The organism is Lentzea sp. JNUCC 0626, from assembly GCF_043632865.1.
GTDB lineage: Bacteria > Actinomycetota > Actinomycetes > Mycobacteriales > Pseudonocardiaceae > Lentzea.
The window spans coordinates 2253278-2274417 of sequence record NZ_CP171635.1 but is presented as its reverse complement, the minus strand read 5'-3'; the positions used below and the strand labels follow the sequence as shown (position 1 = coordinate 2274417).

19 protein-coding genes are annotated in these 21140 nt (G+C 70.8%); 8 read left to right on the top strand and 11 right to left on the bottom strand.

Annotation, left to right across the window (positions count from 1 at the left end):
- The first annotated feature begins 236 nt into the window (after positions 1 to 236).
- Positions 237 to 698 (top strand): DUF6892 domain-containing protein, encoded by a 462-nt coding sequence (locus tag JNUCC0626_RS10135; protein WP_394619433.1) that lies wholly within the window; start codon positions 237 to 239, stop codon positions 696 to 698.
- A gap of 498 nt (positions 699 to 1196) precedes the next feature.
- On the opposite strand, the gene JNUCC0626_RS10130 is transcribed toward JNUCC0626_RS10135, so the two are convergent.
- Entirely contained in the window at positions 1197 to 1994 is a 798-nt protein-coding gene (locus JNUCC0626_RS10130) for an ion transporter (RefSeq protein ID WP_394619432.1), read from the bottom strand.
- Positions 1995 to 2236: 242 nt separating this feature from the next.
- Here JNUCC0626_RS10130 and JNUCC0626_RS10125 point away from each other — a divergent pair, with 242 nt between their 5' ends.
- Positions 2237 to 3193 (top strand): hypothetical protein, encoded by a 957-nt coding sequence (locus tag JNUCC0626_RS10125; RefSeq protein WP_394619431.1) that lies wholly within the window; start codon positions 2237 to 2239, stop codon positions 3191 to 3193.
- Here JNUCC0626_RS10125 and JNUCC0626_RS10120 read toward each other — a convergent pair.
- The 3 genes from JNUCC0626_RS10120 to JNUCC0626_RS10110 all read right to left on the bottom strand — a co-directional run bounded on the left by JNUCC0626_RS10120 (position 3175) and on the right by JNUCC0626_RS10110 (position 6572).
- Positions 3175 to 3957, bottom strand: a complete 783-nt coding sequence (locus tag JNUCC0626_RS10120; RefSeq protein ID WP_394619430.1) for a lipoyl protein ligase domain-containing protein — start codon at positions 3955 to 3957, stop codon at positions 3175 to 3177. The genes JNUCC0626_RS10125 and JNUCC0626_RS10120 overlap by 19 nt on opposite strands.
- Before the next feature lie 25 nt (positions 3958 to 3982).
- Positions 3983 to 5890: a sigma-70 family RNA polymerase sigma factor gene (locus JNUCC0626_RS10115; protein WP_394619429.1), complete on the bottom strand. Its 1908-nt coding sequence runs from the start codon at positions 5888 to 5890 to the stop codon at positions 3983 to 3985.
- A gap of 67 nt (positions 5891 to 5957) precedes the next feature.
- Complete coding sequence (locus JNUCC0626_RS10110; protein WP_394619428.1) at positions 5958 to 6572, bottom strand: class I SAM-dependent methyltransferase; 615 nt, start codon at positions 6570 to 6572, stop codon at positions 5958 to 5960.
- A 58-nt stretch (positions 6573 to 6630) separates the two neighbouring features.
- On the opposite strand from JNUCC0626_RS10110, the gene JNUCC0626_RS10105 reads away from it, so the two are divergent.
- Complete coding sequence (locus JNUCC0626_RS10105; RefSeq protein ID WP_394619427.1) at positions 6631 to 7785, top strand: glycosyltransferase; 1155 nt, start codon at positions 6631 to 6633, stop codon at positions 7783 to 7785.
- A 25-nt stretch (positions 7786 to 7810) separates the two neighbouring features.
- Positions 7811 to 10813, top strand: coding sequence for an MGH1-like glycoside hydrolase domain-containing protein (locus JNUCC0626_RS10100; RefSeq protein ID WP_394619426.1), 3003 nt, complete (start codon positions 7811 to 7813; stop codon positions 10811 to 10813).
- Here the strand turns inward: JNUCC0626_RS10100 and JNUCC0626_RS10095 are convergent.
- The 3 genes from JNUCC0626_RS10095 to JNUCC0626_RS10085 are packed head-to-tail and all read right to left on the bottom strand — an operon-like array spanning position 10810 to position 13353.
- Positions 10810 to 11415, bottom strand: a complete 606-nt coding sequence (locus JNUCC0626_RS10095) for a TetR/AcrR family transcriptional regulator (RefSeq protein WP_394619425.1) — start codon at positions 11413 to 11415, stop codon at positions 10810 to 10812. The two genes, JNUCC0626_RS10100 and JNUCC0626_RS10095, sit on opposite strands and share 4 nt — an antisense overlap.
- Before the next feature lie 28 nt (positions 11416 to 11443).
- The gene (locus JNUCC0626_RS10090) at positions 11444 to 12304 is read right to left on the bottom strand and encodes an alpha/beta hydrolase (RefSeq protein WP_394619424.1); all 861 of its coding nucleotides are present in this window, start codon (positions 12302 to 12304) and stop codon (positions 11444 to 11446) included.
- A 35-nt stretch (positions 12305 to 12339) separates the two neighbouring features.
- Positions 12340 to 13353, bottom strand: coding sequence for a hypothetical protein (locus tag JNUCC0626_RS10085; protein WP_394619423.1), 1014 nt, complete (start codon positions 13351 to 13353; stop codon positions 12340 to 12342).
- A 205-nt stretch (positions 13354 to 13558) separates the two neighbouring features.
- Here JNUCC0626_RS10085 and JNUCC0626_RS10080 point away from each other — a divergent pair, with 205 nt between their 5' ends.
- The 3 genes from JNUCC0626_RS10080 (at position 13559) to JNUCC0626_RS10070 (ending at position 15866) form a co-directional block, all read left to right on the top strand.
- Positions 13559 to 14131, top strand: a complete 573-nt coding sequence (locus tag JNUCC0626_RS10080; protein WP_394619422.1) for a hypothetical protein — start codon at positions 13559 to 13561, stop codon at positions 14129 to 14131.
- A gap of 83 nt (positions 14132 to 14214) precedes the next feature.
- Positions 14215 to 15435 (top strand): NAD(P)/FAD-dependent oxidoreductase, encoded by a 1221-nt coding sequence (locus JNUCC0626_RS10075; protein WP_394619421.1) that lies wholly within the window; start codon positions 14215 to 14217, stop codon positions 15433 to 15435.
- A gap of 20 nt (positions 15436 to 15455) precedes the next feature.
- Positions 15456 to 15866, top strand: a complete 411-nt coding sequence (locus JNUCC0626_RS10070; RefSeq protein WP_394619420.1) for a hypothetical protein — start codon at positions 15456 to 15458, stop codon at positions 15864 to 15866.
- 3 nt (positions 15867 to 15869) lie between these two features.
- On the opposite strand, the gene JNUCC0626_RS10065 is transcribed toward JNUCC0626_RS10070, so the two are convergent.
- Entirely contained in the window at positions 15870 to 17216 is a 1347-nt protein-coding gene (locus JNUCC0626_RS10065) for a PLP-dependent aminotransferase family protein (protein WP_394619419.1), read from the bottom strand.
- An 88-nt stretch (positions 17217 to 17304) separates the two neighbouring features.
- Here JNUCC0626_RS10065 and JNUCC0626_RS10060 point away from each other — a divergent pair, with 88 nt between their 5' ends.
- Positions 17305 to 18153, top strand: coding sequence for an NAD-dependent epimerase/dehydratase family protein (locus tag JNUCC0626_RS10060; RefSeq protein WP_394622004.1), 849 nt, complete (start codon positions 17305 to 17307; stop codon positions 18151 to 18153).
- On the opposite strand, the gene JNUCC0626_RS10055 is transcribed toward JNUCC0626_RS10060, so the two are convergent.
- From JNUCC0626_RS10055 to JNUCC0626_RS10045, 3 genes are all read right to left on the bottom strand, one after another.
- Complete coding sequence (locus JNUCC0626_RS10055; RefSeq protein WP_394619418.1) at positions 18145 to 18987, bottom strand: RNA polymerase sigma-70 factor; 843 nt, start codon at positions 18985 to 18987, stop codon at positions 18145 to 18147. The two genes, JNUCC0626_RS10060 and JNUCC0626_RS10055, sit on opposite strands and share 9 nt — an antisense overlap.
- On the bottom strand, positions 18984 to 20135 hold the full coding sequence (locus tag JNUCC0626_RS10050) for a PucR family transcriptional regulator (protein WP_394619417.1): 1152 nt from the start codon (positions 20133 to 20135) through the stop codon (positions 18984 to 18986). The genes JNUCC0626_RS10055 and JNUCC0626_RS10050 overlap by 4 nt, the downstream gene beginning before the upstream one ends.
- A 79-nt stretch (positions 20136 to 20214) precedes the next feature.
- Entirely contained in the window at positions 20215 to 21051 is an 837-nt protein-coding gene (locus JNUCC0626_RS10045; RefSeq protein WP_394619416.1) for a LysR family transcriptional regulator, read from the bottom strand.
- Positions 21052 to 21140: the final 89 nt, after the last annotated feature.

The window sequence follows — 21140 nt, the reverse complement described above, 5'->3', positions numbered from 1 at the left end:
CGCGCCTGCTCGGTCCAGACCACTCGGACACCCTCCTGATCACCGGAGTGCTGGCCACGTGGACCGCAGGCAACACCAGGCACTGCCACTGCCAAACACGCACGCGATGGCAGTTCGCTGACCAAGGCATGTGGTCATGACAGCCGACCAGTATGACCACATGAAACAAGCGCCAGGCCGCTCCGAAGCACAAGCATCGGCATGGCTTTGCTGTGTTGCGTTCTGGTTCGGCTTTCGTGCCGTTCGGTTCGGCCCGATCGGTCTTCGGTGAAAGCGCCGAACGACAGTTCTGCCCGTACGGCCCCAAACCGGTGCTGACGGCGGCCGCGGTCAGGGCCCTCACAGGGTATTCGGACAGGAGTCAGCTGATTCCCTTCGCCGACGCCAAGTTCAAGCTCGCTGTCGTCCCAGAGTTGACGTACAACCAGGAGCTCCTGCCAAAGTTCAAACTGGGCGAGTATGCCGCCGAGCAGGGCTTCACCTACGACGACGGCAGTTTCGAGGCGGTACCGGAGGCACTCGCCTACTACGCGGCGCTCGAAGTCCCGGTCGAACTCGCCGAGAAGATCACCGAGATCTACATGGATGGCGGCAACGAGATCTACCTCGAGATCGCGCCGAACTGGGACGGCGAGGGCGGGTTGTTCGATGTTGACGAGTTCGCCGAAGTACGGCACTTTCCCAACTTAAGTCGATGACCCTCCTCTGCACGGGCAACGAGGAGGCGCTGCGCGCCCGCAGGATCAAGGCGGACTGGCTCTGACCGGCCGCTCTTGCCTGGATGCGTTCAACTCAGGTCGAGCCAGGGCCAGCGATGGTCCTGCGGTCGACTGGACTGGAACGGATCGCCGCTCGGGCAGCGGGTGGATCCGGGTTTCGAGCAGGAACGCCACGAACGGATGGTCCCACCGCTACCTGCTCCGCGGTGCGGGCCTTGGGGACGAACCAGACGCCGCAACACGGTCACCACTTTGCCGAGAGTCGTCATGTTGTGGCCTCTCGCAGTTCCTGCTGTTCGATCACCTCAGCGGCGCAGGCGTGACCGATCTCGAGGGTGCAGCGACATTCCGGCTGGGTCCTCTCCGATGCGCATGGCGGTGCGCTTTCCAGTCTTCAGCTCAGGGAATCACTCGACAACGACAGCTATGTGGAAGCGTGTCTACTACAAGGCTGGTCGTTGTCTTCCTGAACAGGATTCAGGCGGAAGCCTTGGCGCGCAACGCCTCCACGTCGGCCCGGAGGCGGCGCACCTCGGTGAGGATCTCCATCGTCGCGGCCATCTCCTCGCGGTCGTGCTCGGCGTGCTCCTCGCTCATCTGGTTCTGCATCGCGCTCACTGCGACGGCGATGAACAGGTTGAGCACGGTGAACGACGTGACTACCAGGTAGCCGACGAAGAAGATCCAGGCGAACGGCTGCTCGGCCATCACCTGCCGTGCGACCTCCGACCACGCCTCTCCGGTCATGACCTGGAAGAGCGTGAACAGCGAGTCGCCGAGGTCGCCGAAGTAGTCGGGGGCGACGCCGCTGAACAGCTTCGTCGCGATCACCGCCGACACGTACAGCACCAGTGCGAGCAACGCGGTGATGGAAGCCATGCCCGGCAACGCGGTCAGCAGGGCGGACACCACCCGCCGCATGCTGGGCACGACCGACACCAGCCGCAGCACCCGCATGACCCGCAACGCGCGCAGCACCGAGAACGCGCCGGAAGCCGTGGGCAGCAACGTCACCGCCACGACGGCGGTGTCGAACCAGTTCCACGGGTCGCGGAAGAAGTCCTTGCCGTAGGCGCTGAAGCGGAGGCCCAGTTCGACCACGAACACCGCCAGCGCTAGGCGGTCGATCGCGTGCAGCACGTCCCCGAACGAGGCGAGCAGCGCGGGCGAGGTTTCCGCGCCGAGCGTGATGGCGTTGACCAGGATCACCACGGTGATCACCTTGTTGAACCACGGGGCGTCCACCAGGAGGCGCACCCGCTCACGGGACAGCACAAGATCAATCTAGCGAGCGGTCCGGCGACGGTGGCGGTTCGCCCGTTCGGCCGCTGGAGGGCGTGCTAGGTTGAGCCGCCGAAAAGACGTGAGGCGCCCGCTTGGTCTGGTCGGGTCTTCGCAGTCCACACGTCCTCGCACTCGCTGCGGCCACGGCATCTTTCTGACGACACGAGTTCGTCGGGGGATGCGATGTGGCGCGGGTTGTCACAGGGTCTCCTGGCGAGGAACGGAAACCAGCTGTGACCACCACGACCGAATACGAAGACGCCGCACCGCGCGGGCACGCCCAGACCGGGATGCGCGGGGTCATGCTCCCCGTCCTGATCGGGACGCTCACCGGGGCGATCTTCGTGACCGTCTTCCTGGCGCTCTTCCACGCGCCGACGCCGCACGGGCTGCCACTCGGGATCGTCGGGGCAGTCGACACCGTCCAGGCGAGGCTCGACGCACAACGGCCCGGAGCGTTCACGCTGACGTCCTTCGTGGACGCGCAGAGCGCGACCGAAGCGATCAGGCGCCGCGAGATCTACGGCGCTTTCCTGACCAACGAAGGGAAAGTGCTCGTCGCCGGGGCCAACGGGCCTTCGGTGACCGCGACCGTCAGCCAGGCTTTGCAGGCACAACCAGTGGACGTGCTGCCGTCGTCGGCAGGGGACACCGCCGGGCTGTCGACGTTCTACGCCGGGTTCGGCGTGGTGCTGGCCGGGTTCCTGTTCGGACAGATCTCGTACGGGATGGCGCCGCTGTTGCCGTTGCGTCGGCGGTTGCTGAGCATCGGGATCTTCGGGGCGCTCAACGGCGTGCTGGTCGCGGGGATCAGCAGCAGCCTGAACGCCCTGCCGGGCAACGTCGCGGTGCTCGCCCTCGTCGTCGCGTTGGTGGCGACCGCGGTGGCGGCCGCGACGGTGACGATCATCCGGCTGGCCGGGCCGGTCGGCACCACGATCTCGTCGGTGGTGCTGCTGATCCTCGGCAACGCCACCGGCGGCGGCACGCTGCCCGTCGCCTACCTGCCGGAGTGGCTGCAGTGGGCGTCGGGCGTGCTGCCGGTCGGGGTCGGCGTGCGGGCGATCAAGGGCGTCTCGTACTTCCAGAACGACGGGCTCGCGACAGGGCTCCTCGTGCTGGCGGCCTGGATCGCGGTGTGCGCGGGCGTGTTGTTCCTCAAGGACAGGCGTCAGCCCGTCACCGGGTGAGCGCGGGTCCAGTCGTCGACGTGGAAGGGTGCCTCGCCGCGCGCGGTCGACGCGTGCGCGAGGGCCCAGCCCGGCATCTCGGCGAGTGTCATGCCCAGCCGTGCGCGGTAGTCGGCCACGAACGCCTCCGCGACGGCTGAGGCGGTCAGCGAGGGTTCGTAGTCGGCCAGGCCCGCGATCGAACTCTCGCGGAGCTCGTAGCCGAGCGCCTTCGAGACGTCCGTGATCACGGCGTGCACCTCGTCCGACACGGCCACCTGCACGACGGTGCTGAACAGAGAGCCGGTCGAGGTGACGCGCTGCGCCGAGCCGATGACCTTCACCTCGCCCGCGACGTTGACGCTGAACTCGCCGGGGCAGTACTCGCCCGGCACCTCGCCAACGCGGGCGTCGATGGGGCCGAGGCCGCGCAGCACCCGGACGTGGGCCTCGGCGTTCGCGGCGAACGTCGAGGCGCCCGCGTGGCGGATGTCGGTGGTGCTGTCGAGGTGGTCGATCACGACCGCGCCGCCGTCGTAGGCGACCATCCGCCCGCCGGGCGAGCGGACGACCGGCTCGAACCCTGCGGCGCGGGCGATCGCGGTGGCCTCGGCGATGCCGGGTGAGCGCAGGTCACGGCCGCTGAACGCGACCGTGCGCCCCGACGGCACGTACACGTGCACGAGCTGCGACCACGGCGCGTTGGGCGTGCGCAGCAGCAGCGCCGGGATCACCAGTTCGGTGATGGCGTTCCCGGCGCTCCCGGAGACCAGCAGGTTGTTCACGCCCGTGATTCTCGGGCACGGCCGCTCAGCCCGCGGCGCGGTATGCCTCACCGGCCTGGTTCGGGGTGCCGCCCGCCTTGTAGAGGCCGGTGCCGGGCTTGTTCTCGTCGGGCAGCGCGAACCACGCGTACCGCTCGACGTAGGGCAGGCCTTCCATCATGGCGCTGGAGTTCTTGGCGAACGCCGCGAGCTGCGGCTGCGTCGGGAACCGCGCCGCACCACCGGAGAAGTCGATGAGTGAGTACTCGGTCAACCAGATCGGCTTGCCGTACCGCGCGTGCACCGCCGCCAGGTAGTTCTTCAGGTGCCCGACGGCGGCGTCGCTGAAGTCCGCGCCGTACCAATGCACCGCGATGAAGTCGACCCGCAGACCGCGTTGCGCCGCACCGGTCATGAACCGATCGAGCCACCCACCGGCCTTGTCACCGCTGTGCGCGACGGCGGGGCTGCCGAGCCGCAACCCGGTCGCCTGGAGCTTCGGCCACAGGTCGAGCGCCTGCTCGGGCGTCATGTCGGCCTGCTCGGGGAAGTCGGGCTCGTTGAATCCCAGCAGCACCTTGCCGCTCGCCTTGGCCTTGGCGAGCGTCGCGTCGTCGGTGAACTTGGTGCCCCAGATCATCGGCACGAACTCGACGTTCGGCGGCGTCGCGATGCCGTCGGGGGTGGCGGCCCAGTTGTAGTACCAGCCCGCGCGGACGTCCGTGAGCGCCTTGCCGACGCCGTCGAACTTCCAGGTGCTGACGCCCTTTTTGATCGACTTCGTCACGGGCACGGCGGGCGGTGCGGGCTGCACGGTGGTGGTGGGCGGAGTGGACGACGGGGTCGAAGACGGCGCGGACGAAGACGAGGGAACGGTGGTCGTCGTGGTGGGCGGGGTGCTGGTGGCGATGGGGACGGCGCGGGCGACCGGCTCCTCGCCGGACGGGATGACGGCTACCGCGACACCCAGGGCCAGGACGGCCGCTGCTGCGGCGGCGATGGGCTTGACCAGGGCGCCCTTGAGGAGCAGGGAGAACTTGCCGCCGGTGACGGCTGGGGTGGAGGCCGGCGAGGTGGCGCCGCCGACATGGCTCACGCCGGTCAGCGTGGTCGGGTCGGCTGCGCCGCCGAGGGCGGTCGGGTCGGCCGTTCCCCAAGCCTGGCCCACCCCCGCGAACAGCGACTGGTCGAGCGTGAACGGCAGCGGCACCAGCGGCAGCCGCGCCAGCAACCCCTCCACCGAGGCGAGGTCGTGCCCACAACGCTCGCAGCGGACGCACTCCCGGCTGTGCCGAGCGATCCGCTTGCGCCACAACGCGCTCGGCGACCCGTCCCACTCCGCCACCATGTCGGCGAGGTCGGGGCAACGGGGCGTGCGTTCCAACGCGCGCACGACGATCCGTGCGGCGTCGAGCTGTGCCTTGACCCGTTGGACGCGCACGGCCGTGTGCTGAGGGGTCAGATCCAACGCCGTCGCGACCTCGGTGCGGGTCAGGCGCCCGGCCGCCTCCAGCCACCACAACGACAACAGTTCGCGTTCGTCCTCGCTGAGCCACCGGGTCGCGGAAACGACTTCGCGGCGCTGGCCGGACAGCTGCAACCGCATGATCGTGAGGTCGACGAAGTCGGCGCCCGGATCGGCGACGTCGTGGGGGACCTCGCCGGCGATCGGGGTGCGTTGGCGTTCGCGGTGGCGCAGGCGGATCTGGTTCATCGCGATCACGACCAGCCACGAGCGGAAGCCCGCCGGGTCGCGCAACGACGGCAGGCCGTGCACGGCGCGCAGCATCGTTTCCTGGACCACGTCGTCGGTGTCGGCGTGGCCGCCGAGGGCGTGGCCCACGATGTTGTAGACGAGGGGCAGGTAGCCGCTCACCAGGTCGTCCAGGGCGCGCTGGTCGCCTTCGCGCGCGGCGATCACCGTCGCTACTGCGGGGTCCTCCGGTGCTGCCATGCCCACCTCACTTGCCGGTCCTCTGGTCCGACCAGGAGATGCACAGGACGTCCGGCGATAACAGAAACTACTTCGGCTTCGTCGCGACCAGTCGTTCGACCACGCCGAGCTTGAAGCGGTCGGCGCGTTCCAGGACGAGGCCGTGGGCTTCTACCAGCGGCAACGGGCGGCGCAGGAAGTGTTCGCCCGCCATCGGCACGGTGATGCGCTCGAGCAGCCACTGCACGGCGCGGGTGAGGCGGGACGTGCCGGCGACGTGGTCGAGCAGGATCAGGCGCCCACCCGGCCGGAGCACCCTGACCATCTCGGCGAGTGCGGTCTCGTGGTCGGGGATGGCGCACAGGCCGAGCGTGCACACGACCGTGTCGAACGAGCCGTCGGCGTACGGCAGGGCGTGCGCGGTGCCCTGCTGCAAAGTCACCAGCAAACCGAGGTCAGCGGCGCGCGCTCGGGCCAGGTCGAGCATGCCGTCGCTCAGGTCCAGGCCGGTGACCACGGCGTCCGGCGGGTAGTGCGGCAGGTTGAGGCCGGTGCCGACGGCTACTTCGAGCACCTCGCCGTGCGCCTGCGAGCACGCCCACGCGCGTGAGTCGCCGAAGACCTTGCGGTCCAGGACGCCGATCTCCTGGTCGTAGGTGGCGGACTTGCGGTCCCAGTAGTTCTGCCAGCGCGGCCGGTCCATGCCGTTCAGCGAAGCATCCCGCCTCGACTCGTGCGAGCAACTCCGCTAGATCTGTGCCGTGCGCGTTGTAGTGGTCTCCGGAGGCGATCCCGGTCATGTGGTGCCGGCCATCGCGTTGTGCCTGCGGTTCGCCGAAGCCGGCGACACCCCGATTCTGCTCACCGGCGACCGGTGGGTCGAGGCGGCGCGGGCGGAGGGCATCACGGCGTCGAACGTCGTGGGCCTCTCGCTCGCGGATCTGAAGGACGCGCCGGACCTCGGGCTCGCCCTCTGCGACCAGGCCGCGGACCTCGCCACGGTGCTCGCGCCCCAGCTCGCCGTGCTCGAACCGGACCTCGTGGTCTGCGACGTCCTGGCGTTGGGCGCGAGCATGGCCGCCGAACTCGTCGGGGTGCCGTGGGCGCAGCTCTCGCCGCATCCGCTGTACGAACCGTCGAAGTGGCTGCCGCCGATGGGCAGCGGGCTGGAGGCAGGAACGGGCGTGCGCGGCCGGCTGCGTGACGCGGTGCTGCGAGCGTTGACCGCGAGGTCGCTGAAGCAGGGCGAACGGCAACGCGCGGTCGTCCGGGAACGCATCGGTCTCGGGGCTCAGGAGACCGGGCGGATCGCGCGGCTGATCGCGACCCTCCCGGCGCTGGAGGTGCCCCGCCCGGACTGGCCCCGCGACGCGCACGTCGTCGGGCCGTTGCTGTGGGAGGCGAGCCGGGACGTGCTGACGCCGCCACCGGGGGACGCGCCGCTGGTGATGGTGGCGCCGTCGACGGCCTGGACCGGCGCGCAGGGCATGGCCGAGATGACCCTGGAAGCCTTGGAGGAGCTCCAAGTGCGTGCGGTGATCTCGACGTTCGCACCACCGGCGACCCTGCCGGACTGGGCGCGGTCGGGGCCTGGCAAGCAGGACGAACTGCTGCGGCAGTCCGCCGTGCTGGTGTGCGGTGGCGGCCACGGGATGCTGGTCAAGGCGCTCAGGGCCGCGGTGCCGGTGGTGGTCGTGCCCGGTGGCGGTGACCAGTGGGAGATGGCCTGCCGGGTGGCGCGGCAGGGGAGCGGGCTGATCGTCCGGCCGTCCACTGTGGACGGCCTGAAGTACGCCGTCGCGCGAGTGCTGGGCGACCCCAGGTTCGCAGCCGCGGCGGCTCGGGCCGCCGCGACGGTGAGTGATGTTCGTGATCCTGTGGAGGTATGTCGGACTGCGTTGACTCTTGCGCGTTGAGAGCGCTCCCACTTCAATGAGCGTCATGCGTGTGTCAGTGACGATGCTCGTGGTGGCGGCGTTATCCATTTCGACGGCATGGCCAGCGGTGGGGCAACCGAACCGCGCGGCCGCACCCGACCTGTACCCCTCGGTCGGCGCGGGCACCAGCTTCCTCAACCACTCCGACCTGCTCGGGAACGTCCCCGAACCGGCCTGGTACGAGGCCAACATCCCGTTCGTGGACCTGCCCGATCGCGAAATCCGCGACACCTACTACTACCGCTGGCGCACCTACAAGGAAGCGCTCAAGTACACGGGTCCGAAGGACGGCTGGATCGTCTCCGAGTTCCTCGGCCCGGTCGGCTACTCCGCACCGAACGGCGGCATCGTCGCCGCGGCGGGCCACCACGTCTACGAGGGCCGCTGGCTGCGCGACCACCGCTACCTCGACGACTACGTCGACTACTGGCTGCGCGGCGCGGGCTCCGGGCCCAAGCCCGCCACCGACTTCCTCAACAAGAACACCACCGACTGGGCCCACCAGTACTCGTTCTGGGCCGCCGACGCCGTGGCCGCGCGCGCCGCCGTCGACGGCCGGTCGAAGTTCGCCACGGACCGGCTGCCCGAGCTCACCCGGCAGTGGCAGCGCTGGCAGCCGCAGTTCGACCAGAACCTGGGTCTCTACTGGCAGACGCCGGTGTGGGACGCCATGGAGTACACCGTCAGCTCCTACCAGAGCCCCGACCCGTACCACGGCGGCGACGGCTTCCGGCCCACCCTCAACGCCTACCAGTACGGCGACGCCCAGGCGATCGCGCAGCTGTTCAGGGCACGTGGGGACGCCAACAGCGCCCGCCAGTACGAGCAGGCCGCCGAAGCGCTCAAGACCAACCAGGAACGCTGGCTCTGGGACGACGCGGGCAAGTTCTACAAGCACGTCATGCGCGACGACAACCCCGGCCGCACGAAGCTCGCCGATCGCGAAAGCATCGGGTTCGTGCCCTGGTACTTCCACATGCCCCCGGCGGCGAACAGCGCGGCGTGGGCGCAGCTCACCGACCCGCAGGGCTTCGCGGCACCGTACGGGCCGACGACCGCCGAGCGGCGCAGCCCGTGGTTCATGAAGGACGCGCTCAACGGCTGCTGCCGCTGGAACGGTCCCAGCTGGCCGTACGCGACCAGTCAGACGCTGACGGCGATGGCGAACCTGCTGATCGACTACCCGAGCCAGCCCTACGTCGACCGCGACGACTTCGCGTCGGTGCTGCGCGGGTACGCCTTGACCCAGCGCAAGAACGGCGAGCCGTACGTCGCGGAGGCCCACCACCCCGACGAGAACCGCTGGATCTACGACGGCAAGGGCCACAGCGAGGACTACAACCACTCGACGTTCAACGACAACGTCCTGTCCGGCCTGCTCGGCATCCGTCCGCAACTGGGCAACTCGCTGCAGCTCTCGCCGCTGGTCCCGGACTCGTGGAGCCACTTCGCCGTCGAGAACCTGCCGTACCACGGCCGCAACCTCACGGTGTTGTGGGACAGGGACGGCTCCAAGTACGGCCAGGGCGCGGGGCTCAAGGTCTGGCTCGACGGCAGGCTCACGCATTCTCAGCCGACCCTCGCGAAAGTCCAGCTGACCGTCCCGGCGCGCACGACCCCGGACACCCCGGAGCTGGTCGACGACTTCTCCAACGTCAGCCGCACCGGCTTCCCGACGGCCCGCGCGTCCTACAGCTACAGCGCCGACCCGCCCACCAAGGCGATCGACGGCCAGGACTTCCACCTCGACGTCCCCGGCACGCGCTGGACTTCGTACGGCAGCCCGAACGCCGCCGACTGGCTGGAGGTCGACCTCGGCGCCCCGACGCAGATCTCCGACCTGCGCCTGATGTTCTACGACGACGGCGGGGGAGTGCGCGGGCCGACGACGTTCGACCTCCAGCACTGGGACGGCTCTCAGTGGCGCGACCTGCCGGGCCAGCGCAGAACCCCGGCGCAACCGGTGGCCCGCCAGGTGAACCGCGTCCTCGTGGAACCCGCGGTCACCACCAGCCGGGTGCGGGTTGCGCCGCGCCGCGCGGACGGGGGAGCCGTCGGGATCACGTCGTTCTCGTCGTGGCGCGCACCCGTCGCCGGTCTCACCGCGACGGTCCCGGACGACCTCGCGCTTCGCTCCGGCACGGTCGAGACCACGACGACTTTGCAGGCACAGCAACCGTTGCGCGGCGTGCGGGCCACGCTCGCCGTGCCGCCCGGATGGTCTGCGGTCGCGCTCACCCCGGCGACCGCCGCGACGCTCAACCCGGGCCGCAGTCTCGTCACGCGCTGGCGGATCACCGCACCGGCCACGAAACTCGGTGACCGCGCGCCGATCCGGTTGCTGGCAACGGCTTCCGGCAGCACCGGGGCCACCTCGGCGCTGACGTCGGCGCAGGCCGTCTTCGACCCCACCGACTACGGCGCGGTGGTCTGGGACGACACCTACGACTCGGACCGGCTGGGTTCGTACCGAGTGGACGGACCGTTCGGCGAGCCGTCACCGGCCCTGAAGGTCGCGAACGGCGTGCTGACGGCGAGTGCGGGATCGAGGGCGGGCGCGGTGCTGGCCGCACCCGTGTCCGGCAGCGCGAAGGGCACCGCGATCGTCGTGGAACCCAAGGCGTTCGCGGGATCGGCGCCGGAGGACAGCCTGTTCCTCGGCCAGACCGCCGGGAACCGCGACTTCGCGCTGGCCTGGTTCAACAACGCGGGCAAGGCGTCCGGCGTCGACGTGACCGTCGGCGGCACCAGACGGGGTGACGAGGCCACCGGCGGGTGTTGCGCCACGCTGACCTGGGCCGCGGGCGACAAGCTCGCCGTCGTGCTGGAGAACGGTCAGCTCACCAGCTGGCAGCAGCACGCGAACCGGTGGACCTTGCTCAGGTCTGCCCCGATCGGCGCGGCGGTCGCCCCGGACGTGGTCGCGGGCTGGGCACCGGGCCTCGGCCTGCGCCTGGACTCCGGCGCGCTCGCGATCGACAGGTTCACCGTCCGCACGAAGGTCTAGCCGCAGACGCGCTCGACCAGGACCCGCCAGCTGGAGATCAGGTTCTCCACCACGTGGTCCAGGTCGGGCGCGTCGTCCTGCGACTGGAGGTACAGCAGGATCGGCCCTTCCAGCGCCGCCACGAGCTGCAACGCCAGGGTGCCGCTCAGCGCGTCGTCCGGGCACGCCTCGGCCAGCAGCATCTGCACGTGGAAGAGCGACGGGCTCTCGTTCGCGACCACGGGCTGACCGGGGTCGAGCGATGCACGCGCCAGGACCACGTGCCGCACCAGGAACTCGAGCCGCGCCCGGCCGAACGCGACGAGCCGCTCGGACGCCGGCGCTCCCGGCCCGAGCGGCGGCGGGCCGCTCATCACCTCCTGCTGGAACCGGATCTCCTCCTCGTCCAGCAACGCGTGGAAGATGCCCGCCCGCGTGCGGAACCGGCGGAACACCGTGCCCTTGCCGAGCCCGGCGCGGTCGGCGAGACCGTCCATCGTGACCTTGTCGGCGCCGAGTTCGGCGACCATCTCCCGCGCGACCTCGATGAGGTGCGCACGGTTGCGTGCGGCATCGGCCCGCTCTTCACGGGGGCGTCCCAACGGCAGCGCGACAGGTTCCACGCCCCGCACGCTACCTGTTGATCACCGGTCAGCGCCGGAAGGCGGAGTCGACGAAGTCGCGGATCAGCTTCTGCAGTTTCTCCGGGTTGTCCTCGCGCAGCATGTCCGTGCCGTGGCGACCCCCGGGGATGATCTCCAGGTGCTTGTCGGCCGAGCCCGCCGCCTCGTACAGGCGGCGCGTGTGCGTGATCATGTTGCCGCTGTAGTCCTCCGGCGACACCGCGAAGAACGACGGCGCGGTGATCCTGCGGGCCGCCGCCTCGCCGTCCATGCCCGCGCACTGGGCGGGTGAGGACAGGATGAGCAGGCCGGTGAGCTTCGGTTCGTCCGCCGCCGTGACCGCGCTGGCCGTGCCGCCGCACGACGCTCCGGCCAGCAGCACCCGGTCCGCGCCGAACGAGTGCAACGCCGCCAGCGCCGCCCGCGTGTCGCGATCGATGTTGTCGTTGTCCTCCGACTTCTCCGACGCGCCGTGGTTGCGGTACTCCAGCAGCACGACGTGATAGCCGGCCGCCGCGAGTTCCTGGCCGAACGCGAGCCACGAGCACATGTAGTAGCCCTGCTCGTGCGACAACAGGACACCGCGATCGCCGGACCCGAGCTCCAAACCGGACAGTCGCACACCGTCCGAAGTGGTCAGTGTGAAGACGTTGGGGTCCAGGCTTTCCGGCACGCACACGTTGACCTGGTGCCCGGCCGCGGTCTTGCGGGTGCGCTCGGGGACGGACGGCGCGTAGTCGACCGCTGGGGGATACGGGGCCTTCGTGGTCGTTGTTGTTGTGGTTGTGGTGGTGGAAGACGGAGTTGTCGTCGTGGCCGCTGAACCGGCACCGCACGAGGTCAGCGTCAGGGCGAACAGGGCAGCGAGAACGGTGGTGCGTGCGGTCATGTCCCGCATGCTGCCAAGGAGTTGTGAGGAAATTGTCAGCGTCGCAGCAGGGCGTAGGCCTGAGTGACCTGATCGTGGACCAGCCGCAGGTCGACGGGGCTGTACTGGTGGCTGACCAGGATGAGCTGCTCGTAGGTCCGGACGGCGTTGGTGGCCAGGCGTTCGACGGCCGCGGCCTCTCTGCCGCCGTGGTGGCAGGCGAGCATCCAGGCGAGCTGCGACCGCGCGTTGGCCGCGTTGCCGATCAGCTCCTCGAACTCCTGCACGGATCCCGGGTGCTCGCGGCGGTACCGCTGGACCGTCGCCTCGACCCGCGACGGATCACCGTGCGTCGGATCGATGTCGGTGTAGAGGAACTCGGCGGTGCGCGCGGCCTCCACGGCCTGGGGACCGTTGCCGATGTTGTAGTGCAGGGCGGCCGCGTCGTAGTGCAGGCGCGCGAGGAGGGGCTGGTTGGCGTTCCAGGCGACGCCGGTGGGATCACGGCTCACCTGGCGTTCGAGCCGCTCGAGCGCCCGCTGGTTCGCCTTGAGCTCCGGGCTGGTGTTGGGTTTGCCCGCCGGACGCGGACGGGCGGCGGGCCTTCTGCGGGGCGGTTGCGCCTTGGCCTTCGCGGGTCGGGTGGCGATCTGGTCGACGTCACTCTCGTACTTGGCGAGCAGGCGGGCGAGTCGCGCGGCCGCGTCGGCGGCGTGACGGATCAGGGTCTCGGGAGCAACCCCGTCCGTGCGCATCTCGCGCAACTGCCGTGCGACGGCGGCGGGGTCACCGGAGGCCGGGTCGAACGCCGCGTACGTCCGCACGGCGCTTTGGGCGGCGGCGACGGCCTCGTCACCGCGTCCGAGCGCGTCCAGGACCGTGGCTCGGTTGTACTGGACCCCCGCGAGTTGGAATCGGTGGAACGCCTGCCCCGGCTCGCGTTCGGTGAGTTCGGTGATCGTCTTCTCGAGCAGTTCGCTGTGCCGCAACGCTTCGCGCAGGTCCTGTGCGCGGACCGCGGCCTCGAACCGCTGGTGTTCGGTGGTCGCCTTCGCGCGGAGCCTCGTCACGGTCCGTTCCCCGGACATCCCCATCACTCCACCGTGGCACCCCGGCTTTCGTCTGTCACTACGGTGCATGGATGACAAGTGCCCTGTACGCCGACACGGTGATGGACGCCGTCGAGCGGTAGCTGCGCCGGCGGAGCAACTCGGGCGTGATCTCTGTGCTCCCAGCGCAAGCGGTGATGGACGCTGGGCGGATTCACTGCCGGGTATGCGCACGAGCGGTCTTGTGGTGGTCGGGGCGGGGTTGGTACTGCAGGTCGGGTACGCCCTGGCCGGGGTGGTGCCGGGGGCGATCCCGCTGGTGGTGGCGGCGAGCATCGTGGTGCTGGCGGGGTGCGTGTTGGCGTTGGGGGACAAGCTGAAAGTGGTCGCCGGCTGGGTCACGGCCGTGCTGCTCGCGGTGCTGTTCGCGGGCGCGGTCGCCGATCGGTTCGGGCTCCTCGGCGAGCCCGGTGCGGCGGGGGTGGTCTGGGGCGACTGGGCGGCGTTCGTCGGCTACACCGGCGAGCTCATGCCGTGGGCGCCCGGCTGGCTGGTGGAGATCTCGGCGGCCGGTGCCACGGTCGCCGAGATCGTGCTGGTCATGTGGCTGGTGTCCGGCTGGGCGCGCGCGTACGCCGGGATGGCCGCGGCGGCGTTGCTGGTGGTGTTCCTGGTGTCGATGACGGCCACGGTCGGGCTCGCGGCGGTGGCGTCGAACGCCGTCGTGGTGCTGCTGGGCGGGGCGCTGCTGATCGCGGTGACGCCCGCGCGTTCCGCATCGGTTCACCCCGTCGGCTGAGGCCTCGAACCTTGACACTCAATGTCCAGGTTCCCTACCTTCGCCCTGTCAGCACCGGTTCGTGACGACCTAGGAGAACCTGGATGTCCAGTATCCTGATTGTGGGTGGCGGTTTCGCCGGCGTCTGGAGTGCGGCCAGCGCCGCCAAGCTGCGCGGGGAGCGCGGACTGTCCGAAGAGGACCTCCGGGTCACGCTGATCAGCGCGGGCGACGACATGGTGATCAGGCCTCGGCTCTACGAGGCCGACCCGGACCGCATGCGCGTGCCGCTCGACCGCGTGCTCGGCCCCATCGGGGTGCGCCGGCTCTCCGGTACGGTCACCGGCATCGACACCGCCGCCCGCACCGTCACGGCGGTCCGGCGCGACGGCACCACCGACGAGATCCCTTACGACAGGCTGGTGCTGGCCTCGGGCAGCCAGGTCGTGCGGCCGTCGTTGCCCGGCGCCGAACACCTCTTCGACATCGACACGATGACAGGTGCCGCCACCCTCGAAGCGCACCTGCGGCGGTTGCCGCAGCGCGAGGGCGACGGCCGGTTCACCGCCGTGGTCGTCGGAGCGGGCTTCACCGGGCTGGAGATCGCCACGGAACTGGTGGGCCGCCTGCAGAAGCTCACCTCGGCGGAGCAGGTCAGGGTCGTGCTGGTCGAACGGCAGGGCGAGGTGGGCCCGGAACTCGGCCCCGGTCCGCGCCCGGCGATCGAGAAGGCGCTCGCCAAGCTCTCCGTCGAGGTCAGGCTGGGCACGAGCGTCACCGAGGTCACCCGCGAGGGCGTGACGTTGGCCGACGGCACGGACATCGCCGCGCACACCGTTGTGTGGACGGCGGGCATGGCGGCGAGCCCGCTCACGTCGTTCGTCCCGGCACCCCGCGACCACCTCGGCCGCCTCGACGTGGACGAGTACCTGCGCGTGCGCGGCGTGCCGGACGTCTACGCGGCGGGCGACACGGCGGCCGCGCTCTCCCCGGCCGAGGGCCGCGTGGTGATGCAGAGCTGCCAGCACGCCTTGCCCCAAGGCAAGTTCGCGGGCCACAACGTCGCCGCGGACCTCCTGGACGAGGACCTGGTCCGGTTCGAACCGGCCTCCTACGTGACGTGCCTGGCGCTCGGCCCGGCCGGTGCGGTCGTGACGTCCGGCTGGGACCGCGAGGTGCAGATGACCGAGCACGTCGCCAAGGACCTCAAGCAGACCATCAACCAGCAGTGGATCTACCCACCCGTGGACGACCCGCAGGCCCTGCTCAGCCAGGCAGGTCCGCAGGCGGGATGGCCGGAGTACCGGCAACCTGAAGCCCCGTAACACCGACGAAGGACCGTCACGTGAAACTCCTGCTCGACCGGATCAGCCTCGCCTTCATCGCGCTCACGTCGGCGTACGTGGGGTTCTTCGCGTACTTCGCGCCGAAGACCTGGTTCGACACGTTCCCCGGCCTCGGCCTGCGCTGGCTGCCGCAACTCGGTCCGTACAACGAGCACTTCGCCAAGGACGTCGGCGCGGCGTACCTCGCGTTCACCGCGCTGAGCGTGATGGCGTTGCTGTACGCCAAGAAGCAGGCCGTGGTGCCGCTCGCGGGCGCCCCGCTGCTGGTGTTCAACACGCTGCACTTCATCTACCACCTGACGATGCTGCACATGTACGAGCCACGCGACCAGGTGCTCAACGTCGTGCTGCTGAGCCTGCTCGTAGTGCTGTCGGTGATCCTGGTGATCCCGGACCGCACCAAGCGCTGAGCCTCAGGCCAGCACGCGGGTCAGTGCGGCCAGGGCGGCGGGCCACCCGCTGCGGGACGGCGTCGCGAACCCCACGACGACGGCGTCCCGCTCCGGCTCGGTGGCCGGGTGCCGGAACCAGTCCAGGCCCAGCAGCGCGAGTTTCTGCGCCGCAGCCTCGCGCAGCACGGCGTTTTCCGTGCCACGAGGCAGTTCGACGAGCGCGTGCAGCCCGGCGGAGATCCCGTGCACCCGGCCGGGCAACGCAGAAGTCAGGTCGTCACGGCGTTGCCGGTACTGGGCTCGCATCGCGCGCACGTGCCGGTCGTAGGCACCGGAGTCGAGCAGTTCGGCGAGCACCAGCTGGTCCAGCGCGCTGGTCTGGGACACGCCGCCCAACGCCCGCGCCACGTCATCGGCGAGGGCGTCCGGCAGCACCATCCACCCGAGGCGCAGGCCGGGAGCGACGGTCTTGCTCGCCGTGCCGAGGTACACGACGTGCTCGGGACTGAGGCCCTGCAACGCTCCCACGGGTTTGCGGTCGTAGCGGAACTCGCCGTCGTAGTCGTCCTCGACGATCATGCCGCCGGTCTGCCGCGCCCAGTCGACCACGGCGGCGCGGCGGGCCGGATGCAGCGGGGCTCCGGTCGGGAACTGGTGCGCGGGCGTCAGTAGGAGCGCTCCCACGCCGGGCAGCCGGCCGATCCGGGCGCCGTCGGCGTCGACCGGCACGGCCACCGTGCGCAGTCCGGCGGCGGTGAACCGGTCGCGCAGCATCGGCATGCCGTAGCTCTCCACGGCGATGCGGTGGACCTGGCGGGCGCGCAACGCGGTGGCCAGCAACGACAAGCCGTGCGACGCGCCCGAGCAGACCAGGATCCGGCTCGGGTCGGCGTACACGCCGCGAGCCCGCGCGAGGTAGTCGGCGAGGGCACGGCGCAGTTCGATCCGGCCGAACGGCGAGGAGTACGTGAACACCTCGTGCGGTGCCTGCTCCAGGGCGCGGCGGGTGGCGCGGGACCAGTCGGCTCTCGGGAACGACGACGTGTCCGGACGGCCCGGCCGCAGGTCGTGCAGCGGCTGGACTTCCTGCGCGGGCAGGGGTCGTGGCGTGGTCGGCGGCGGGGTGCGGCGGGCGACCACGGTGCCCGCGCCGGGACGTGCGGTCAGCCAGCCCTCGTCGATCAACGACCCGTAGGCGGCGACGACGGTGTTGCGGGCCAGGCCCAGGTCGGTGGCGAGGGTGCGGCTCGACGGCAGCTTGCTGCCGGGCGCGAGCCGTCCGGTGCGCACCGCCTCGCGCAGGGCCTCGGTCAGCCCCGCCAGCACGCGCGGTCCCCGGACTTCCAGATGCAGATCGACGCCGTTCATGACATAAGGACCGAGCGGGCGACCTGATTCGTGACAGAGCGACTGTCACGAAACCGAGGGCCTACGTGGTCTGTACGACGTGGAACAGATGCGTATGTTCGCGGCCGGCGCCACTGGCGTGATCGGCAGGCGCGTGACCAGGGCGTTGCTGGAGCAGGGACACGAGGTCGTCGCCCTGACCCGAAGCGAGGACGAGGCGACGCGGCTGAAGGCGGTAGGCGCGGAGGCGGTGCTAGGAGACGTGTTCGACGCGGAACACCTCGCCGAACTCGTGCGGGCCGCCCAGCCGGACGTCCTCGTGCACCAGCTGACGGACCTGCGCGGCGGCGACCGGGCGGCGAACTCCCGCGTGCGGACGGTCGGCACGCGCAACCTGGTCGACGCGGGACTGGCCGCGGGCGTGCGGCGGATCGTCGCGCAGAGCATCGCGTGGGCCTACGAACCCGGTGACGCGCCCGCCGCCGAGACCGTGCCGCTGGACCCGGTGGCCGAGGGGGAACGACACGACACGGTGGCGGGCATCGCCGCGTTGGAGTCGGCGGTGCAGGAACTTCCGGAGTGGGTCGTGCTGCGCTACGGCCTGCTCTACGGGCCCGACACCTGGTACGCGCCCGGCGGGATGATGGTCGCGGCCGCACTGGGCGGGCACCTGCCGGCCACCGCCGACGTGACCAGTTTCGTGCACGTCGACGACGCGGCGAGCGCCGGTGTGGCAGCGCTGGACTGGCCGTCCGGAGTGGTCAACGTGTGCGACGACGAACCGGCTTCAGGCCACGACTGGCTGCCGGTGTTCTGCGCACGGGCCGGGGCGCCCGCACCGTCCACATCGGACCTTCCGCGCACGCCGTGGGCTCGCGGTGCGGACAACACGTTCGCCCGTGCGCTGGGGTGGCGGCCGCGGTGGACGACGTGGCGGGAGAGCCTCGGGTCAGCGTGACAGCCGGGTGAGCTTGTGCGGGTTGACGACCATCAGCACCCGCGCGATGCCCGCCGTCGTCGCGTCGATCGCGGCGAGCGAGACAGGACGGCCGTCCCGGCTGACGAGCACCGCCGGGCGGCCGTTCACCTCGATCAGCGTGGTTTCCGTGCCACCGTGGAACTTCCGCACGACTCCGGCGAGGAAACGGGCGACCCGACTTCGCCCGCACACCGGGGCCCGCGCCGCCCGCACGAGTCCGCCGCCGTCGGAGTACGAGACCGCGTCGTCGGCCAGCAGGTTCTCCAGAGCCGCGACGTCACCGGACCGGGCCGCGTCGAGGAACGCCCGCAGCAGCCGCCGGTGCTCGGCCGCGTCGACCGGGCGGCGGCGTTCGTCGGTGATCCGGTCGCGGGCGCGCTTGGCCAGTTGGCGCGCGTGCGGTTCGGAGGTCTCCAGGATCTCGGCGATCTGCCGGAACGGGTAGTCGAACGCCTCGCGCAGCACGTACGCGGCCCGTTCCTTCGGGGTGAGCCGCTCCATCAGCAACAGCAGGGCGAGGTCGAGCGCCTCGGCCCGTTCGGCACCGAGCGCGGGGTCGTCCTCGGTGCTCACCGGCTCGGGCAGCCATGGTCCGACGTAGACCTCGCGGCGCGCCCTGGCCGAGGTGGCGGCGTTGATCGCGAGCCTGGTCGCGGTGGTCGCGAGGAACGCGCCGGGGTTGGTGATGGACGCGGGATCGGTGCGGTGGAGCCGCAGCCAGGTGTCCTGCACGACGTCCTCGGCGTCGGCCGCGCTGCCGAGCACGCGGTAGGCGATGCCGAACAGCCGCGCCCGGTCGAACTCGGTGCTCACCGCAGCACCGCCGGTCCGAGCGCGTCGGCCAGGTGCAACGCGACGTGCAGCCGCAGCCGTTCGGTCCGGACGGTGCGGTCGAGGAGGTGCTCGGCCTTGCGCACCCGGTACAGCACGGTGTTCTTGGCGACGTGCAGGTCGGCCGCCGCCGCGGACAGCCCCCGGTCGTGGTCGAGGTAGGCCTTGAGGGTGTGCCGCAGGTCGGCGTTGGCCGCGTCCGCGAGCGGGCCGAGTTCGTGGCGGACGAACTCCGCCGTGGCGTCGAGGTTCTCGGCGGCGAGCGCGGCGACCGCCAGGTCCTCGTAGGTGTGCAGGCCGGGCGGGCGCTGGGCGAGCCGCGCCAGTTCCAGCGCCTTGACGGCCTGCCGGTGACTCGCACGGAACCCCTCCACGCCCTCGCCCGGCAACCCGGCGGCCACGTGGATGCCCGGTGTGTGCGGGAGTTCCTTGAGTGCCGGCGCGGTGCGCGATCCCCACGCCCACAACGTCGCGGGCCCCGCGACCACCAGCAGCCGGGCCGTGCAGCCGGCCGCGGCGAGGACCTCGGCGGCCGTCGTTTCGAGTTCCCGCGTCGAGTGCTCCGCGGACCGGACGACGAGCGCGAGGTGGTGTCGCGTCAGGTCGTAGCCCAGCCGGCCGGTGCCGCCGTCGAGCACCGACTCGACCAACTCGCGCCGGGCGAACGCCGCGCTGCGCACCCAGCGTTCCCGTTCGGCGGCGAACTGGGCGATCAACGTGGTCGACAGGTGGTCGAGCCCGCGGAACAGGTCGGCCATCAACTGGTGCGCCTGCGGCCCGGTGGCCCGGGAGGCGAGTTCGCGGGCGACGACGGCGTAGGTGCGTTGCACGGCCTGCACGATCGTCTCGACGGCCATCCCGCGCGCGACGGCGGTCTTCGTGGCGAGGTCGGCCTCCGCGGTGAGGCGCTCGCTGACCACCTCGCCCGTCCGCACCGCCAGCAACGCGCTGAGCACCACGGCCTCGGCGACGCGGGCGTCGTCGAACTCGTCCGCGCGCAACGCCACACCCCACCGGACGAGGTCGTCGCCGATGACGCTCGCCACCTCTTCGAGCAACTCGGGCCTGCCGGCGGGCTCGGTCACCGCGTGCGGGCGCACGTCGTCCAGCCACGATCGATCTGCGGTCATCCCCTCGAACTCTAGGTGCCGCGCGGCCCGGTCCTTGGGCCGCTCTCGCACGGATTTCGTGGGCCATTCCGCGCTGTCGTCACGTCCTGGGAACGGGGTGCATCCCGTGCTCCTCGGCCACCGCCAGCGTCGCTCTGACGAGGGCCGCGACCTCCCGGCTGCGAGACCGCTCAGCCCACCCGATCACCAGTGCGGCGGGCGGGCAGTCCTCGATCGGCACGTACCGCACGGCCGGGCGCGGGTACTTCGCCGCCACCGACCTCGGCAGCACCGTGATCGTCACCCCGAGGCCGACCAATGCCAGCAGCTGCGCGAGGTCGTGCACGCCGTGCTCCCCGATGTCGCGCTCCGCCTGCTCGCTGAGGTCGCCGGAGAGGCCGAGGTCCGCGAGCCGCACGGTGGGGGCGTCGGCGAGCGGGTGGGTCGCGGGCAACACCGCCACCTGGGGTTCCGAGGCGACCACGTCCACGTCGATGCCGTCCGGGTCGTAGGGCTCGAACATCAGTGCGGCGTCGACCTCGCCGGTGCGCAGCAGGCGGGTGTGTTCGCGCCAGCCGCACAGGCGGACGGTGACCGGGTCGGGGCAGGCGCGCAGGATCGGTTCGAGCAGGCCGCCGTCGGTGTCGGCCTTCACCGCCAGCACCAGGCCTCGGCGGGTGGCTCGGCTCGCGCGGAGGGCGGCGGCGTCGAGGGCTTCCAGGGCCGGGCGGGCGTGGGTCAGCAGGACCTCGCCCGCCTCGGTCAGGTCGACGACGCGGGTGGAGCGGGTGAACAGGGGCACGCCGAGTTCGTGTTCCAACGCCTGGACGGCGCGGGAGAGGGCCGGTCCGGCGATGCCGAGGCGGGTGGCGGCGCGGGTGAAGGAACGCTCCTCGGCGACCGCCACGAAGTACCGGAGAGGACGAGACTCCACCATGCGCTCCAGCCTATTACCTCATCAGCATCAGGATTGTTACCTGGAAGGTACTAGTCGCTGCCGAACCGGTCGTTCTCTTCGAGCCCGAA